Below are 16,200 nucleotides of genomic sequence, written 5' to 3'. Positions count from 1 at the left end.
TTATCTTCCTCTCGACGCCAGTTGACGAAATTGTGCCACTGCTTCAGCGGCGAACTGTGGGTCATTAATATTCCACGGCAGGTGGATAAGTTGACGTTTTTCAGTCTGGTGACAGTGGGATCCCAGGGTGGTGATAAACGCCCGGTCGGCCTCGGGTGACCAGAATGGCTGGCCCGGGGCATCAAGGGCGGAAAATCCCCCTTCGGGGATCAGGAAGCGCACCTCGCCTTCACACTGGTTCAGTTTACCAGCGATCCACTGCGCCATGGCGATGTTCTCCTCCACCGTGGTCCGCATCAGCGTCACCTGGGCATTATGATGGTAGAACTGGCGGGCAGCATACTTTTCCGGCACGCCGGAGGGATGACCAAAGTTCACCATATCCAGCGCACCGCAGGATAATACGCCGGGTATCTGGCTGCGCGACAGGGCATCAAAACGGTCTTCACCGCAGGCCAGCACGCCGCCAAAGAGTAAATCGCAGACCTCCGTGGTGGTCAGGTCGAGCATCCCGGTCAGCATCCCGCTGTCTGCCAGCTTCTCCATCGCCCTGCCTCCGCTACCGGTAGCGTGGAACACCAGACAGTCATAGTCAGCCTCCAGCCCGGCGCTGACGGCCTCTATACACGGCGTGGTCACACCAAACATGGTCAAACCGATGGCCGGTTTATCGTCACCGGAAGAAGGCAGCGAGAATTTGACCGCACCAGCAATCTGATGGGCCGCATTACCCAGTACGCGGCGGGAAATACGGTTAAGGCCTGCCACGTCAGTCACCGAGTAAAGCATGCTGATATCACTGGCACCGACATAGGCAGAGACATCGCCCGAGGCCATTGTTGACACCATCAGCTTCGGCACGCCCACGGGTAAGGCCTGCATCGCGGGAGTAATCAGCGCCGTCCCGCCGGAACCACCCAGCCCGATAATCCCAGCAACGTCGCTACGCTGGCTAAGGAAAATCCTAAAAGATTGTGCCATGGCATCAATGGCTTTTCCACGGTCACCACAGAACACACTGCTGCGGCCCTGGGGATGATAATCGGCCACCATTTCAGCCGGAATATCTGCGCGAAAAGTTTCGCTAAGTGGTTGAGTAGACAGATCAACTGTCAGGACTTTCACGCCGGTCTGCACTATCAGATCGCGCACGTAAAACAGTTCCCTTCCTTTAGTATCCGCTGTCGCAACAACGTAGATAGATCCATTCTGATTTTTCATTGGCGTTACGATAACCTGTTATTTATATTAATAAAGAGTTGATATTAATGAAATAAAAACGTAAATAACTTTGGAGCGCAAAGACATCTCAAGGGCTGCGGCTCACAGTAGCACCTTAAAGATTGATAAATCAATTGAATGAAATATGAGACTACAGCTGTTTTTGACTACGCTTATAACGCCGGAGAAAGGTGCAGCCCCGCATCACCGGCAGTAAAATGCCGGTAGCATGGTTATAATGGTTACCGGACCGATACAGAGTCAGATCTACTGGAAAATGAGGTTATCGTGGAGCAAAGGGATTCTGCTGGCATTTTGGGGTTAACATCCACCCGGGCCAGAACACGTCGCTTACTGATTGATACGGCAATGAAGCTGTTTGATAGCGGCGCATTTCCATCCATTACTGAAGTCGCTCAGGAGGCACAGCTTTCTCGCGCTACAGCCTATCGCTACTTCCCTACGCAAAGTGCGTTGGTCTCGGCCATTGTCTCCGAGACGCTCAGTCCGATTAAAAGCTGGCAGCCGACCAAAACAGATGCCAGCGCCCGGATTGATGAACTGCTGAGTTTTGCTTTTCCGCGCATGTTGAAGCATGAAGGTACGCTTCGGGCGGCCCTGCATCTTTCACTGACGCAGTGGGCGCAGTCCCAGGCGGTGAATGCACCGCCGTTGAAAGAGAAGCTGGTGCGTGGCAACCGCAAAGAGATGTTAACGCAGGTGGTGGAACCGCTTAGCAAAGAGCTGCCGCCGGAGCTAATGGATCGCGTCATTCGTTCGCTGTCGCTGGTATATGGCTCAGAGATCTTTCTGGTGATGAAAGATATCTGGGGCTGCGACAACGATGAGCTGCAGGATATTGGTAAGTGGATCGCGAAAGCGATTGTCCGCCAGGCACGGGAAGACGCGTTAAATCCGTCCTGAAGTGACGGTTTCATGACCGGTGGTCGACCCTTTTTCGGCGACCACCGGCCCATGATCACGCCGTCAGCACGTAGCCCTGAAGCCGTTTTACGCCCTGCTCGTCGGTTTCAACATACACGCCCTGCAGCTCCGGTGAGAAGCCCGGCAGCAGATTCAGCCCCGCTTCCAGCGCCAGGAAATAGTCCTGTACCGCCCCGCCCCACTCTTCGCCCGGTACCACACAGAGTACGCCCGGAGGATAAGGCAAGGCCCCTTCTGCCGCGATACGTCCTGCCGCTTCGGCAATCGGCACCAGTTCGACGTTACCGCGAATAAACGCGATGTTGGCATCCTGCGGGTTCATCACCATTTTCGGCCAGCTCTGCTGGCGGAACATCGCCTTCTGCAGATCCTTCACATCATGGCTGACATACAGATCGTGCATCTCCTGGCACAGGCGCTTGAGGGTGTAGCCTTCGTAACGCGCCGCATTTTTACGGTAAATGGTCGGCAGCACGTCGCGCAGCAGCGCATCCTCTTTGATGTGCTGTTCAAACTGAGCCAGCTTCGCCACCAGCCGCGCCATTTTCTCCATACTTTCTGCCGGCGTCAGCAGGAACAGAATAGAGTTCAGATCGCACTTTTCGGGCACGACGCCATTTTCACGCAGGTAGTTTGCCAGGATGGTCGCCGGAATGCCGAACGCAGCATATTGACCGCTGGCAGCATCAATACCGGGCGTGGTCAGCAGCAGCTTGCACGGGTCGACCAGATACTGATCTTTCTCGTAGCCGGTAAAACCGTGCCACGCCGCGCCAGGAGCGAAACTGAAGTAACGGACGTCCGAGGCGATAGTGGCCGTCGGCGCATCCTGCCATGGCCTGCCGTCGACCTCATCAGGGATAAACGGTTTAATCATCTCACAGCGCGCCAGAATCGCCTTGCGGGCGTCAATCCCCAGCACCACACATTCGTGCCACAGGCGGCGACCGGCTTCCCCCTGATGCATTTTGGCGTTGATATCCAGCGCCGCAAACAGCGGATAGAACGGGCTGGTAGAGGCATGAAGCATAAAGGCATTGTTCAGCCGCTTATGGCTGCAAAAACGCTGCTGGCCGCGAATATGGTTATCTTTTTTGTGGATCTGCGAGGTCTGGGAGAACCCGGCCTGCTGCTTGTGTACCGACTGAGTCACAAAGATCCCCGGATCGGAAGGTTGCAGCTCAAGCAGCAGCGGCGAGCAGGCCTCCATAACCGGAATAAACTGTTCGTAGCCGACCCATGCCGAGTCAAACAGGATGTAGTCGCACAGGTGGCCGATACTGTCGAGCACCTTCCGCGCGTTGTAAACCGTGCCATCGTAAGTACCGAGCTGGATCACGGCCAGGCGGAACGGCCGCGCGTCTCCGGCCCGATCCGGCGCCACCTCTTTAATCCGCTCACGCACGTAGGTCTCGTCAAAGCAGTGCGCATCAATACCACCGATAAAGCCGAACGGGTTACGCGCGGTCTCCAGATATACCGGCGTGGCTCCTGCCTGGATCAGTGCGCCGTGATGGTTTGATTTATGATTATTGCGGTCAAACAGCACCAGATCGCCACGGGTCAGCAGCGCATTAGTGACCACTTTATTCGCGCTGGAGGTACCGTTCAGCACAAAGTAGGTTTTATCCGCGTTGAAAACTTTCGCTGCAAACTTCTGCGCATGTTTGGCTGACCCTTCATGGATCAGCAAATCCCCGAGCTTAACGTCGGCGTTGCACATATCGGCGCGAAACACGTTCTCACCAAAGAAGTCAAAGAACTGACGCCCGGCCGGATGTTTTTTAAAGAACTCGCCGCCCTGATGCCCGGGGCAGGCAAAGGTGGTGTTATCCATGGCTACATACTTGGTCAGCGTCTGGAAAAACGGCGGCAGTAAGTCAGCCTGATACCCGGAAGCCGCGGCTTCCAGCAGTGAAGCATCGCCCTTTTCGCCCGTCAGCACCCCGTCCACCGCAGGCAGACTGTCGGCCTGCGAGGCATCGTCCAGCGCGATAAACACCGGCAGGTTAAATCCCGTGTGGCGTAACAGTGCCAGCATACCGCTCCTGGCGTCAGAAACAGACAGCACCACCGCTGCCACATCGGTAAAATCGGTATTATCCAGCGTGACGACTTCGCGCCCGGTCTGGAGATGGATTGCCACGGTGGTACTGGCTGCAATTTTTAAAGGTGTCATAGCACAAATGCCCGGCGTTCAAGGATAAGTGGGTGTCAGAGGCTGTCAGCGATGAAGCGCCGCTCAGACCGGTAGACATCAGTAAAATCAGATCGCATCTGCTTTTACGCATGGCCAACAGTAAAGCGTAGTAAGACCTCACCGCACGGTGAGAGAGAGTATCGACAGGGTGTGACAACATGAAGATCGGCGGCACGGCATCTGCGGATGCGGGTTACAGAAGCGATTTATCAGCGCTGAACCTCTCATGGCGACGACCTCAGTGTACAGGGATGACAGGGATGTCAAAATTTGCGCAATAATGGCATTTTTTAGCAGCGGGTTCAATGCCAGCCCCCGGCATCAGGCTTTTATCTGCCTTACCCTGCGCATGTTTTTCGCCCGTTTGCCGCGCAGTCCGGGGCGGAAGCTAAAATGGTCATTGATACAGTAAAACGGCTGCGAGCACGGTGCTGAATGATTCAACCTAACCCAATGAAAGGATGTAAGTAATTTTCGGACAACCGGGATAAGAAAGAAAAGAGTGGCGGCTTCCGGTCATCGCCAGCCTGTCAGCCAGCAGGTAATGAGAAACTCAATTGCAGATAAAACAGCCAGAAAAAAGCATTTCAGCGTCTGACTGGTGGAAAAGAGTGCAATCGGTCGGTTTTTCATAATAAAGCCGTTGACGCTGGCAGCGGCATAAGGTTTAATGCGACCCGTTGCCCGGATAGCTCAGTCGGTAGAGCAGGGGATTGAAAATCCCCGTGTCCTTGGTTCGATTCCGAGTCCGGGCACCACTATTTAAAGAAACCAGCTTAACGGCTGGTTTTTTGCTTTCTGCGATCCGGACTCTCCATCGAACTGCGTTCGATTACTCGTCTCATCCATGAGACTCGCCCCTGCGGGGTTAACGCTAAAGCGTCATTCAAAAACGCTCCCGACGTTTTTGTCCGAGTCCGGGCACCACTATTTAAAGAAACCAGCTTAACGGCTGGTTTTTTGCTTTCTGCGATCCGGACTCTCCATCGAACGACGTTCGATAACGCATTTCATCCTTAATCGCACCCCCTACTAAAATACCCTGTCATCCCCCCCGTTAAGCTCAGTCTCACAAAATACAACCAGATGTAAACTATCAACAGCGTTACTAACAAGTTATGGTAACGTAATAAGAAAAATACTACACTGTTCCGCTATTTTTATAAGGACATTCCTCATGACTGAACAGCTTGCCATTTCAATATCCAGCGGACGCTTTAGAAAATTAAGAGAGCTAAACAGACGCAAAAATTACTTTATGAAACAAGTAAGACTGGATACCAGACTGCTCATGGCAAAAATAAGGTGGGATAAATATAAAAAGAGCACGCTGGATATCACCGCTGTGAAAACCATCTTGCTTATTCGTAATGAGGGCACCATTGGCGATATGGTTGTCTATTGTCCTCTGGTGAAAAGCCTGCATACGGCAGGTTACAGCGTTGATGTTTTACTGACGAAATCCAGTAGTGTTGTGATGAAGCATAACCCCTATGTCAGAAACATCTATGAAGCGGATGACGCCAGCACCGAGGTCTATTTGAAGAGCTTCAACCACACTGTCCCCGCCTCAACGATGGAAACACTTAAAAATAACGACTACGACTTAGTGATTGACCCGTCATTATTCGACACGCCGGTACACAGAATGCAGCTATTGCGGGATATCAAGCCTAAATCGGTGCTTGCCTTTAATAAAAAAAAGCACTTCAACCATTACAGTCATTCTCTGGAATTTTTAGAGAGTGACAGAGAGCATGTCACTCAGGCAGCCTCATTAATTGCTGAATTCCTGACCGACAGTCCGACGCAAGGCCAGCCCTATAATTTATCTATCCCTGAGGATACGTTTAATGAGGTCAGGCACTTCTTCAGAGCAATGAATAATAAGAAAAAAATCGTCATTAATGCCTTTACCGGTAGCCGGGAACGGGATTTTTCACAACAACAGCTAGCGCAGATCCTTACCGACCTGAATACGCATTATGATGATCTGCAGATTATTCTACTCGACCGTTTGAAAGAGATTAACCTTCCCCTCCCTGATAATGTCATTGTGAATCCGTTCAATACGTTACATCATGTTATGGCACTAATTCATGAGTGCGATCTGGTTATTTCACCGGATACGGCCATCGTCCATATTTCTGCTGCATGGAACAAAACGCTGATATCCGTCTATAAGAACGTAGTAGACAATAACGATCTGTGGGCTCCGGGCTATGATAATGCCAGCCAGATCATCGTTAACAATCGGGCCATTTCCAACGTCGGCGAAGTGCCTCAGCTTATCGCTGAGGAGATAAAGCGAAGGAATATTTTCACTGGCCAGGAACAGGCACAGCGATAAAAAAGTCACTGCGTCTACCATTAAAATTAAGCCTCCTGCTATCCCTGGCCGGAGGAGGATCCTGAAATCTACCCGTCACGATTGTTTCATCAGCGCGGTGCGCCCGGTGCGATTCCGCTGTCATTCAGCCATTCTGCAGCATTTAGCGAGTACACCGGCGCAGCAAATATCATTAGCGGACAGACAAAGAGGGCAACATAGACTTTTATTTTGCCCCTGGTGAGGAAAGTATTTGAGGGAAACAGACTCGTTTCCCCCGCTGGCGCTATCAATCACGACAGCCTGCGTTACATTCACTGTGTTTAAGCATTGCAGTAATGCTCCTGAGGCGTCACAGCATCTTTTTCTCCTCACTCACCGGGGCAGACGGCATTTTTTGTCCCTGAGAGTACACTTCAGCAATACGCAGCGTATAAATCATGGTGGCGTTAGGCGGGACGTCAGGCGGATATCCTTTTTCCCCGTAGGCGAGCTCCGGCGGCACCACCAGCGTTAAAGAACCGTGATTATTCAGCGTTTTTAACGCCTCCTGAAACAGAGGCGGAAACTTATCAAGCGTCTGACTCAACACGCTTTGATTCGCTTCCATATCCTGAATAACCGTCCCGTTTGATAGCGTTTCTTTCACCACGACATCAATAGCTGCACCTGCCGGGATCGGATTGTCTCCCGCGTAGTCAACGCGGTACCAGGCACCGGCAGCGGTACGCTTAACCTGCGAGTTCTTTTTGAACGCAGCCTGATAGATTTCACCTTGTTTAGCCTGCTCTGACATCATGTGATCCCTGGCCTGCGTCACCAGGCTTTCAGACGCGGTTAACGCCTTGAGGAGTTGCTCCTCACTCATCAGCCGCTTGCCTGCGAAAGTATCACTGATACCTGCCAGAACAATCTGTTTATCAGTTTCGATGCCCCACTTTTTACGCTCTTCGCGCACCTGCAAAATATCCTCGCCCAGAGAGATTCCCGCAGCGTAATCCTGACGGTATGAAGGGTTTTCCAGGTCTTTTTGAGTAACCTGCAAAGGCGACGACGCCTGCAACGCCGACAATTCAGACTGGAGTGCGGTAACGGTCGTCTCGTGACCATCCAGCTCACTTTGTAAAGCGAGCCACTGCTGCGTCAACTCCTCCTGCTGTTGATGCTGTTGCTTATCCAGCTCATTAGCAGCGATCAGCTGCTTGTTTAACGTTTCGCTGCGGGTGGTCAGCGTTTGGTTCTCTTCATGGACCTGAGCGAGGTCCTTCTGCAGCTTATCGTTCACCTCCGAGACGGCATTCATCCGCCCGTTAAGGGTGTTCAGTGCCGTCTGCAGTTGCGCATTACTGGTTTTCAGCGCCTGCCCCGCCTGCTGTTCTTGTTTAAGTAGGGTCAACGCCTGCTGTTGTTTAGGGGTGATTGACAGCACCTCGCGTAGCCCCTGCACCATCTGGCCCACCACTTTGACATCTGGAACAGGTGACAACGCAGAGGATTCATTTTTCTCTGCCAGCATGGCCTGCAGCGCATTCACCTGATGTTCAAGCCGGGTAATGGTGGTGCGCATACGCTGCGACTCAGCCTCTTTGGTGCGCCATAATAAGGGCGGTGCGCTGTTTTTTTTCTCTGAACGAGGGGGTTTCTTTGTATTCTGAACGCGGGCGGAGGGCGCAGTCACCGCTGGCGCTGCCGCTGACTCCTCCCGGGATTTTTGCTCGTGGTACTGTTCAGCGAACTGGAGCAACGCGGGTATACCACGCCCCTCCGCCCGTGCCATTGGCACGATAAGCAGGTTACCCGTCACCATCAGGCTCAGTAAGGTGAGCCGGAACAGCAAAGCAGGCATCCGGGGTAAGCGGCGATGAACATTCATTGACCCGGCCCCTCAAGCCGGGCTAACTGGAACAGCACCGCCTGGCTTATTTCCGCACAAAGCAGGCTGACTTTATAATGGTATAAGGCATCCACCGTTCCCTGAGTCGTTCCGTTAACCTTGTTGCGCAGGCTGGCATATTGCGCCGCACTGCCCATCAGCTGATCGAAGGCTTGCTTATTTGCCTCGTAATTACGGGTTTTTAACGATCCCAGCACCGCCAGTTCCTGCTGGCACTGCTGCAGTTTTTCGCCATCCTGTTCCGTCTGGCGTTGCTGATCGCTGGCCACTGATTTATCTGTCGCACTATATCCCGTTCCCCGACAGGCACTTAATAGTAAAACAGCCGCCAGAAATGGCCACTTAAGGGCATTCCATTTTTTCATTCTAAGATTCCTCTTGGATTTTTAACATGGAATACAGGTCATGGCACGGCTGTCGGCTATCAATGCTCGCCCCTGTATTTCTCCCTTAATCAATAATGGTAACGATCAACAGCAGCAACAGGCAATTTAATAGATATAAACCTGGGTAAACAGGATTTTACGTCGCGTGAGTATGTTTTTTATTTTTTAAATTCAAAAAGACCATTAAGTTAGCTTAATTAAAATTCATCAACGTATAACCAAAAATATAAAATTAATAAAAATACCGCCATGTCGATCGTCAGTTTTTTATAAATATCCTGATACGTTGCGGAGAATTACTGGCTAAAATTAAGGCGAAAAAATATTTATTTTTTTCCTGCTGGTAATAAGTCATCAATTTCAGACATGCCAGGCGAAACAGAGTGGATACAGTGATTCCCGGCGTCGCGAAGATTTACCGTCTCTCATTCTGCTCGCTTAAAGATAAACCAGGGCGATTGACCTCAGACAACGGCTTTCAGGTTGAAAGCTTTTACTTCGCACTGCGCAAAAACCGTCCAAATAACGATAGATAATGAAATAATAATTTATAAACAAAAGTAAAATTAGCATTTAAAATCGCAATAAATAAAATTTTATCTTTTTACTCTGGAGCAGACAAAATGATAACGCCCCCCTCATACAAACAAGGCTCCGGTAATGTGAATATCCCCTGTTTCCGATCTCTTGCGGCCAGTGCCGGTGCTCCGGATTGTCACACCGTCGTCAGCAATGCGTGTTCCAGCCTCTCCGCCGTCACCGCCTCTGCGTTCAGCCAGCGTGCGGACAGGAAATCAACAAAAACCCGGGCCGCCGGCCCCATGCGGCGCTGTGGGCGCACGCAGTACAGACCGGTTTCACGGCCGGTCCACTGCGGCAGAACCTGCACCAGGTCTCCGGCGGTAATGGCAGCGCTCATTGTCAGCGCGGAATGAAAAGCGATACCCATGCCGTCGATGCACAGGCGCCGTGCCGCATCAGCATTATCCACGTTGATGCGCCCTCCCGGTTGCAGCGTACGCTGCCCGTCCTGAGAAAATAAGCGCCATAGCCGCCCATCGTGGCTGGCAGCCGAGACAATACACTCATGGTGCGCCAGCTCATCAACGGTGGAGGGCGTCCCGTTTAAGGCCAGATAACCGGGCGAGGCGACCAGAATACGGCGGTTCTCCAGCAGCTTGTGTGCCACCAGTGAGGAGTCCTTCATCCGCCCGATGCGCAGGGCCAGCATCACCCCTTCCGCCACCAGATCCACATAGCCATCGTTGAGGCGTAAATCCAGCTGTATTTCCGGGAAGGCACGCAGGAATCCCGCCAGATGGGGCACCACATGGGTGTGACCAAACGCCACGGGTGCGCTGACCACCAGCCGGCCCTGCGGCTGGATCTGCTCATCACGCACCCGATCGGCGGCATCGCGCAGCTGGCCTAACGCCTGCTGGCACTCAGAGAAATAACGCTGCCCGGTTTCCGTCAGTGACATGGCGCGCGTGGTGCGGTTCAGCAGCGTGCTGCCCAGTTGCTCTTCCAGCATCCTGATAAAGCGGCTGACCGAAGAAGGCGTAATCGCCAGCGCCTCTGCCGCACGGGCAAAGCTGTTGTGTTCCACCACGCTGATAAAGGTCTGAACCAGGTGCAGAGGGGGTGATGGCATTATTGCTCTCAGTAAATGAATGAATCTTATTTCCGGCTATTATCAATCAAAATAAGCATGATTAGAATCGGTGTTTTTGGAGATCCTCTAATGACGTCGTCTTCCCGTTTTCACCAGCTTCACTTACAACCGGAGCCATTGCGCCTGCCCAATGCCTGGGATGCCGGCAGCGCCCGCCAGATCCAGAACCTGGGCGCGCAGGCTATTGCCACCACCAGCGCTGGCGTGGCCTGGTCACTGGGCTACCGCGACGGCAATCATCTGCCGGTGGCAGAGTATGTCGCCCGCGCCCGATCGATGGCCCGGGTAATTAACGTTCCACTCAGTGTCGATATCGAAGGTGGCTATGACGATCGTGCCCTGGCCGTAGCTGACACCGTGCTGCGCCTGATCGACGCAGGGGTGGAGGGGATTAATATTGAAGACGGCAGCGCCGATCCCCGGTTACTGTGCCGCAAGATCGAAGCGATCCGCGCCGCCAGCACGGGGGCAGGCGTGCCGCTGTATATTAATGTGCGAACCGACGTTTACGCCCGCAATCTGGTGCCGCCGCCGCAGAAAGTCAGCGAAGTGAAGGCCCGGGCGCAGGATTACCGCCAGGCAGGGGCTGATGGTCTGTTTGTGCTGGGACTGGTGGAGGCAGGAGAGATGCTGAGCATTGCGCAAAGCAGCGATCTGCTGCTCAACGTCAGCGTCTGGCCACAACTTCCGCCGCTGGCGTCGCTGGCAGCCTGCGGCGTGCGACGCATTAGCGCTGGCTCCTGGCTGCCACAGACGCTGTGGGCCAGCAACGAACAGCTGGTACGGGGCTTTTTATCGCAGGACGAGACAGCACCGCTGATGGCGACAGCCACACCCTATGCAGATATTAACGCGCTGTTTTAGTCTGACAACGGATACGGGCGGACCGCAACAGGCCCGCCCGGCCGGGAGATTATACGCGGAAGGTATCGGTCATCGCCTGCAGGCTGTGAACCTGCTCTGCCAGCGACTGTGACGCGGTAGAAGACTCTTCCACCAGCGCCGCATTGCTCTGCGTCACATTATCCATCTGGCTGACGGCGGTGCTGATCTGGGAAATGCCCAGCATCTGCTCGCCGGAGGCCAGGGCGATCTCATCCATTGACGTGGCAAGTTCACTCACCATGCTGACCACCGCCACAATGCTGCGTCCGGTGTTGTCCGCCACCGTCACGCCGTTCTCGACTTCGGCAACCGCTTCCGCGATCAGCGCCTTGATCTCACGGGCGGCGGTGGCGCTGCGCTGTGCAAGGATACGCACTTCACCCGCCACCACGGCAAACCCGCGCCCCTGCTCACCGGCACGCGCCGCTTCCACGGCCGCGTTCAGTGCCAGAATATTGGTCTGGAAAGCAATGCCTTCAATCACGCCGGTAATATCACGAATTTTACCCGAACTCTGCGCGATATCTTTCATCGTGCTGCCCATGGTCTGGACGTGCTTCTCACCTTCGCGGGCCAGCACCGCCGCACCGCGTGCGGACGAGGCCGTCTGCGTGGCGCTCTGGGAGTTATTTCTGATGGTGGCCGTCAGCTGCTCCATGCTCGCCGCCGTCTGCTGCAGGGCCGCCGCCTGCTGCTCCGTACGGGAAGAAAGCTCGGTGTTCCCCTGAGCAATCTCATCCGACGCCAGCGACACCGATGCCGCCGTCTCTTTGATCTGCGTGACCAGACTCCGCAGGCGCGTCTGCATCACATCGAGAGACGCCAGCAGGCTGGTGGTATCCTTTGCCCGCAGTTCGACCGGCGTATTGAGGTCGCCGTCCGCAATGGCAGAGGCCAGTCGCTGGGCCTGAACCGGTTCACCCCCTAACTGCCGCTTGATATGACGGGTAATCAAACCACTCATCAGCAGACCCAGCGCCACCGACGCCAGCGTCAGGACGACCAGCGTCACGAACACCCCGGACAGGCTCTCCTGTGACTGTACGGCCGTGCCTTTGGTCACGCGGCTCTGGTAATTGACCATGGCATCAATTGCCGTCAGGTAGGCATCCTGCGCTACCTTTAACGGCCCGGTGATCAGGGCCCGGGTGCCCGCCATATCGTTGCTACTTTTCAACTGTAACAGGCGGGTCATCGCCGCCACGAACGCCGGCTGCGTCTGCTCGATGCCTGCCAGCAGCGTCGAGGCTTCCTCCACTTCCTGCAGATTAATGCCTGGCAGCGATTTCGCCCCTTCCACCAGCTGGCGGAAGCGTGTGGTAATGGCCTGATTTCCGGACTGGGCCTGTTCAATCTGCGCCAGCATGTCAGGCGCAACGGCACCCTCTTCTGTCGCCAGTGCCCGCAGCATCAGCGTTGACTGTAGAGTGGCGTTATCCTTCACCGTCCGCAGTATCTGCAGGTCGTCCAGCCGGGCGCTGGTAAGTTTCTGCTGATCGTTGGCATCAGACAGTTTAATTCCCGCAAAAACGGAGACCAGTACGCCACCGGCGATGACCACCAGGAACGCCAGACTCAGCATCACGCTGAGTTTCATATTTTTTACTCTGAGCATGTTTTTACCTTACATCAGGGTCGGAATTTCATGCTCTCTGTCAATCGCATACGGGCATTCCGTAACAGCATAATTGCAGTCAGCATCAGTGTGTGTAAGTCAAAAAAATCATCAGGATCCTGTGAATCCGGCTCTGTTTTTTTGTTTCAGCCCATCAGGATCCGGATGCACAACGATAAAGCAGGCATTGTGATGTTGTTTAACAAACCGATCCTGTTATCGGCCGCGAGAGAGGAAAATTTAGTCAGTGGCGGCAGATCACCGCGCGGGGGAAGGCTGGCGCTAGCGTGGCGACGACGCCGCATTGCGCATCACCAGCAACAGCAACGCCATCAGGCAGGCGCTGGTCTGCAGGCCGCCGAGCGTGCTTACCGGGGCAAAGGTCAGTACCGACCCCAGCCAGGTCGCGAGGGCCGCAGCGGCCATCTGCAGAAAGCCAAACAGGGCGGAAGCCAGCCCCGCCTCCCGACCAAACGGGCCCATGGCCAGCGCCGTCCCCAGCGGGTTAGCCAGCCCCATCCCCAGAAGAAACAGCACCATCGAAAGCGCATACGCCCCAGGTCCGGGGTGGGCCGGTCCCCAAAAGAGCACCAGCCCCCCCAGGGCGGCGATAGCGATCCCGGCGGCAGCCACCCTGGCTGATCCAAAACGGCGGGCCAGTCGCGGCGCAGCCAGTCCCGCCGAGAAGACCACAAACACCGTCGAGGCAAAGAAGTATCCGGCCTGGAGCGGGGACAGCCCCATCCCGTTCATCAGAATGGCCGGAGCCGCAGCGAAAGCGGCGAACAGCCCGCTCATCAGCAGCGCCATCGACAACGCAGGCAGGATAAAACGCCGGTCTGTGAGCAGCCGGCAGTAGGCGCGGATCACCGTGCCGGCCAAATGCGGTGCGCGCCGGTCGGCGGGATGGGTTTCTCCCATCCCCCACCGGTAGCACACGGCAAGCACCACGGCGCTCAGCCCCACCAGCAGGAACATGGCCCGCCATCCGAACGCCAGCGTTAACAGGCTGCCCAGCAGGGGCGAAAAGCCCGGTGCGGCGGCCGTGGCAATCATCGTCAGCGAGAGCGCACGGGCGAGTGTGTCCCCCTCGTAAAGATCGCGGGCAATGGCCCGGGACAGAACCGACGTTGCGCAGACCCCCAGCGCCTGAATCACCCGGCCGGTAATCATCTGTGCCAGGCTGTCCGCACAGCCCGCCAGCACGCTGCCGGTGACAAATACCGCCAGCCCGCCCAGGACCAGTTTCTGCCGCCCGAAGCGATCCGCCAGCGGGCCCACCACCAGCTGGCCAAAGGCGAACGCGATAAAGAATGCCGACAGTGTCAACCCCAGCTCGCGGGTGGATACGCCCAGCGCCCTGCCCATCTCCGGGAAGGCCGGCAGGATAATATTCGTCGACAGCATGCCAATAGCGGCTAATCCTGCCAGTAGCGCAACGATCTTTCCCGTCAGGGGGCGGACGGCCCGGGACGGCTCAGGCGAACTCACGGTTGAACTCCTGCGGAGCGGACATGGCTGACGGCACGATCGGTGGCGGCGAAGGCCGCTTCATCCCGCGCCGGCGGCTGCCATCCGCCCCCGAGGGCGAGAAAGGCTGCTACGGCGGCGCGGGCTGATGCCGTTTGTGCCATCACAAGGCCATCCGACGCCTGAAGCCGGGTATCATCCGCCTGCAACACGTCAATCAGGCTGGCCGCACCGTTCTGCCAGGCAGCATACGAAGAGGCACGGGCCTGGGTCAGGGACGCCTCTCCCTGCGCCAGGATCCTCGCCTGCTGTTCCCGGTTGATCAGCGCGGAAAAGGCATTTTCAACCTCTTCTGTTGCGCGCAGCACCGACTGACGATAGGCCGCCAGCGCCTCAGCCTCCTGACCTCTGGCACGGTCAATGTCGGCATTGATACGGCCAAAATCAAACAGACGCCACTGCAGGCCAAGCCCCACTGACGACTGGCTGGCAGGGCCGCTGAACAGATGGCCGTCGGACACGGTGGTCGCACTGCCCAGTAAGGCGCTGAGGCTAAATTTGGGGTAATACTCCGCAATAGCGACCCCGATGCGCGCATTTGACGCCGCCAGACGACGCTCTGCCACAATCAGGTCAGGCCTGCGTCTCAGCAGATCGCCGGGGGTCCCTGTATCGCTCATCGACGGGATCGCTGGCAGCCCCACAGGCACCTCCAGCAGACGGCGCTGCGTGCCGGGCGGCGTGGCTAACATCACATCCAGCGCATTCATGGCCGTCTCCAGCCCGTTACGCAGAACCGGCAGCGTGGCGTCCACCTGCGACAGCGCCCCTTCCGTCTGGCGCACCTGATAATCTGCCGCGATGCCCTCGCGCTGGCGCAGTCTGACTTTTTCCAGCAGCATCCGCTGCGTTGCGGACTGCTGGCGGGCAATCTCAAGCCGCATCTGCAGGCCACGAACGGTAATATAGAGATCCGCCGTTTGTGCGGCGACGGCCAGTCGGGTTGCCACCACATCCGCCTGCGCAGCCTGATATTCCGCCAGCGCGGCCTGACGCTGACGCCGCTGCCCCCCCGCCAGGTCCAGCTCCCAGCTGGCTCCCAGGTTGGTTTCCCAGCGACTGCCGTAGCGGTCATAATCCGGAGTGGTACTGAGGACTCTCCCCAGCGGGGTTTCCGTCGATTCGCGGGCACGTCCAGCCTGGGCGCTGATATTGCCTGACGGCAGCAGTGCGGCAGTCGCCGCTCCCAGTCCGGCGCGCGTCTGAGCGACACGGGCGATCGCCTGCGTCAGATCGAGATTCTGCGCCAGGGCTTGCGAAATCAGGTGAGTCATCACAGGATCGTTAAATCCCTGCCACCAGACAGCCAGCGAGGTCGGCGGTAGTGCGGCGCGTTCGCCCGCAGAAGGCTGGCTCAGGTAACGCGCTTGTAATGGAACCCCGGGTCTGTGATAGTCCGGGCCAACGGCACAGCCAAACAGCAACGTGCTGCTCACAGCCACAACAAGGGAACGCAGGGAAGACATGGAGATTCCTTGGAAAACGCGTTAAGATAGTGACCAGATTACCAAATGGTCACT

General features: G+C 55.8%; 11 protein-coding genes and 1 tRNA gene. 4 read left to right on the top strand and 8 right to left on the bottom strand.

The window, feature by feature from the left end; genetic code table 11:
- Nucleotides 1-1,221 (bottom strand): Tm-1-like ATP-binding domain-containing protein, encoded by a 1,221-nt coding sequence (locus tag ACZ3HG_RS09270; RefSeq protein ID WP_465332728.1) that lies wholly within the window; start codon nucleotides 1,219-1,221, stop codon nucleotides 1-3.
- 270 nt (nucleotides 1,222-1,491) lie between these two features.
- On the opposite strand from ACZ3HG_RS09270, the gene ACZ3HG_RS09265 reads away from it, so the two are divergent.
- On the top strand, nucleotides 1,492-2,145 hold the full coding sequence (locus ACZ3HG_RS09265) for a TetR/AcrR family transcriptional regulator (RefSeq protein WP_191934047.1): 654 nt from the start codon (nucleotides 1,492-1,494) through the stop codon (nucleotides 2,143-2,145).
- Nucleotides 2,146-2,200: 55 nt separating this feature from the next.
- Here the strand turns inward: ACZ3HG_RS09265 and ACZ3HG_RS09260 are convergent, their stop codons facing one another.
- Nucleotides 2,201-4,345 carry an ornithine decarboxylase gene (locus ACZ3HG_RS09260; RefSeq protein WP_191933844.1) on the bottom strand — a complete coding sequence of 715 codons (2,145 nt, stop codon included), beginning with the start codon at nucleotides 4,343-4,345 and terminating at the stop codon, nucleotides 2,201-2,203.
- 703 nt (nucleotides 4,346-5,048) lie between these two features.
- Here ACZ3HG_RS09260 and ACZ3HG_RS09255 point away from each other — a divergent pair.
- A tRNA-Phe gene (locus ACZ3HG_RS09255) sits at nucleotides 5,049-5,124 on the top strand.
- Between the two features lie 419 nt (nucleotides 5,125-5,543).
- Nucleotides 5,544-6,716, top strand: coding sequence for a glycosyltransferase family 9 protein (locus tag ACZ3HG_RS09250; RefSeq protein WP_465332727.1), 1,173 nt, complete (start codon nucleotides 5,544-5,546; stop codon nucleotides 6,714-6,716).
- A gap of 331 nt (nucleotides 6,717-7,047) precedes the next feature.
- Here the strand turns inward: ACZ3HG_RS09250 and ACZ3HG_RS09245 are convergent, their stop codons facing one another.
- The 3 genes from ACZ3HG_RS09245 to ACZ3HG_RS09235 form a co-directional block, all read right to left on the bottom strand.
- The gene (locus ACZ3HG_RS09245) at nucleotides 7,048-8,568 is read right to left on the bottom strand and encodes an FKBP-type peptidyl-prolyl cis-trans isomerase N-terminal domain-containing protein (protein ID WP_465332726.1); all 1,521 of its coding nucleotides are present in this window, start codon (nucleotides 8,566-8,568) and stop codon (nucleotides 7,048-7,050) included.
- A complete protein-coding gene (locus ACZ3HG_RS09240; RefSeq protein ID WP_465332725.1) occupies nucleotides 8,565-8,954 on the bottom strand; it encodes a hypothetical protein in 390 nt (129 codons plus the stop codon). The genes ACZ3HG_RS09245 and ACZ3HG_RS09240 overlap by 4 nt, the downstream gene beginning before the upstream one ends.
- A 736-nt stretch (nucleotides 8,955-9,690) precedes the next feature.
- Nucleotides 9,691-10,629 carry a LysR family transcriptional regulator gene (locus tag ACZ3HG_RS09235; RefSeq protein ID WP_465332724.1) on the bottom strand — a complete coding sequence of 313 codons (939 nt, stop codon included), beginning with the start codon at nucleotides 10,627-10,629 and terminating at the stop codon, nucleotides 9,691-9,693.
- Nucleotides 10,630-10,719: 90 nt separating this feature from the next.
- On the opposite strand from ACZ3HG_RS09235, the gene ACZ3HG_RS09230 reads away from it, so the two are divergent.
- Entirely contained in the window at nucleotides 10,720-11,514 is a 795-nt protein-coding gene (locus ACZ3HG_RS09230; protein WP_465332723.1) for an isocitrate lyase/PEP mutase family protein, read from the top strand.
- A gap of 49 nt (nucleotides 11,515-11,563) precedes the next feature.
- On the opposite strand, the gene ACZ3HG_RS09225 is transcribed toward ACZ3HG_RS09230, so the two are convergent.
- The 3 genes from ACZ3HG_RS09225 to ACZ3HG_RS09215 all read right to left on the bottom strand — a co-directional run bounded on the left by ACZ3HG_RS09225 (nucleotide 11,564) and on the right by ACZ3HG_RS09215 (nucleotide 16,146).
- Nucleotides 11,564-13,150: a methyl-accepting chemotaxis protein gene (locus tag ACZ3HG_RS09225; RefSeq protein WP_244636249.1), complete on the bottom strand. Its 1,587-nt coding sequence runs from the start codon at nucleotides 13,148-13,150 to the stop codon at nucleotides 11,564-11,566.
- Nucleotides 13,151-13,432: 282 nt separating this feature from the next.
- A complete protein-coding gene (locus ACZ3HG_RS09220) occupies nucleotides 13,433-14,641 on the bottom strand; it encodes a multidrug effflux MFS transporter (RefSeq protein ID WP_465332722.1) in 1,209 nt (402 codons plus the stop codon).
- Entirely contained in the window at nucleotides 14,638-16,146 is a 1,509-nt protein-coding gene (locus tag ACZ3HG_RS09215) for an efflux transporter outer membrane subunit (protein ID WP_465332721.1), read from the bottom strand. The genes ACZ3HG_RS09220 and ACZ3HG_RS09215 overlap by 4 nt, the downstream gene beginning before the upstream one ends.
- Nucleotides 16,147-16,200 lie beyond the last annotated feature (54 nt).

This window comes from Erwinia sp. PME.40.26/001, assembly GCF_055556675.1.
This window is presented reverse-complemented; position numbering and strand designations above follow the sequence as displayed.

Excerpts from the sequence above, each read along its gene's own strand:
- ACZ3HG_RS09215 (WP_465332721.1), bottom strand. The coding sequence starts at position 16,146 with ATGTCTTCCCTGCGTTCCCTTGTTGTGGCTGTGAGCAGCACGTTGCTG.
- ACZ3HG_RS09230 (WP_465332723.1), top strand. The coding sequence starts at position 10,720 with ATGACGTCGTCTTCCCGTTTTCACCAGCTTCACTTACAACCGGAGCCA.
- ACZ3HG_RS09260 (WP_191933844.1), bottom strand. The coding sequence starts at position 4,345 with ATGACACCTTTAAAAATTGCAGCCAGTACCACCGTGGCAATCCATCTC.
- ACZ3HG_RS09245 (WP_465332726.1), bottom strand. The coding sequence starts at position 8,568 with ATGAATGTTCATCGCCGCTTACCCCGGATGCCTGCTTTGCTGTTCCGG.
- ACZ3HG_RS09270 (WP_465332728.1), bottom strand. The coding sequence starts at position 1,221 with ATGAAAAATCAGAATGGATCTATCTACGTTGTTGCGACAGCGGATACT.
- ACZ3HG_RS09240 (WP_465332725.1), bottom strand. The coding sequence starts at position 8,954 with ATGAAAAAATGGAATGCCCTTAAGTGGCCATTTCTGGCGGCTGTTTTA.
- ACZ3HG_RS09250 (WP_465332727.1), top strand. The coding sequence starts at position 5,544 with ATGACTGAACAGCTTGCCATTTCAATATCCAGCGGACGCTTTAGAAAA.
- ACZ3HG_RS09225 (WP_244636249.1), bottom strand. The coding sequence starts at position 13,150 with ATGCTCAGAGTAAAAAATATGAAACTCAGCGTGATGCTGAGTCTGGCG.
- ACZ3HG_RS09235 (WP_465332724.1), bottom strand. The coding sequence starts at position 10,629 with ATGCCATCACCCCCTCTGCACCTGGTTCAGACCTTTATCAGCGTGGTG.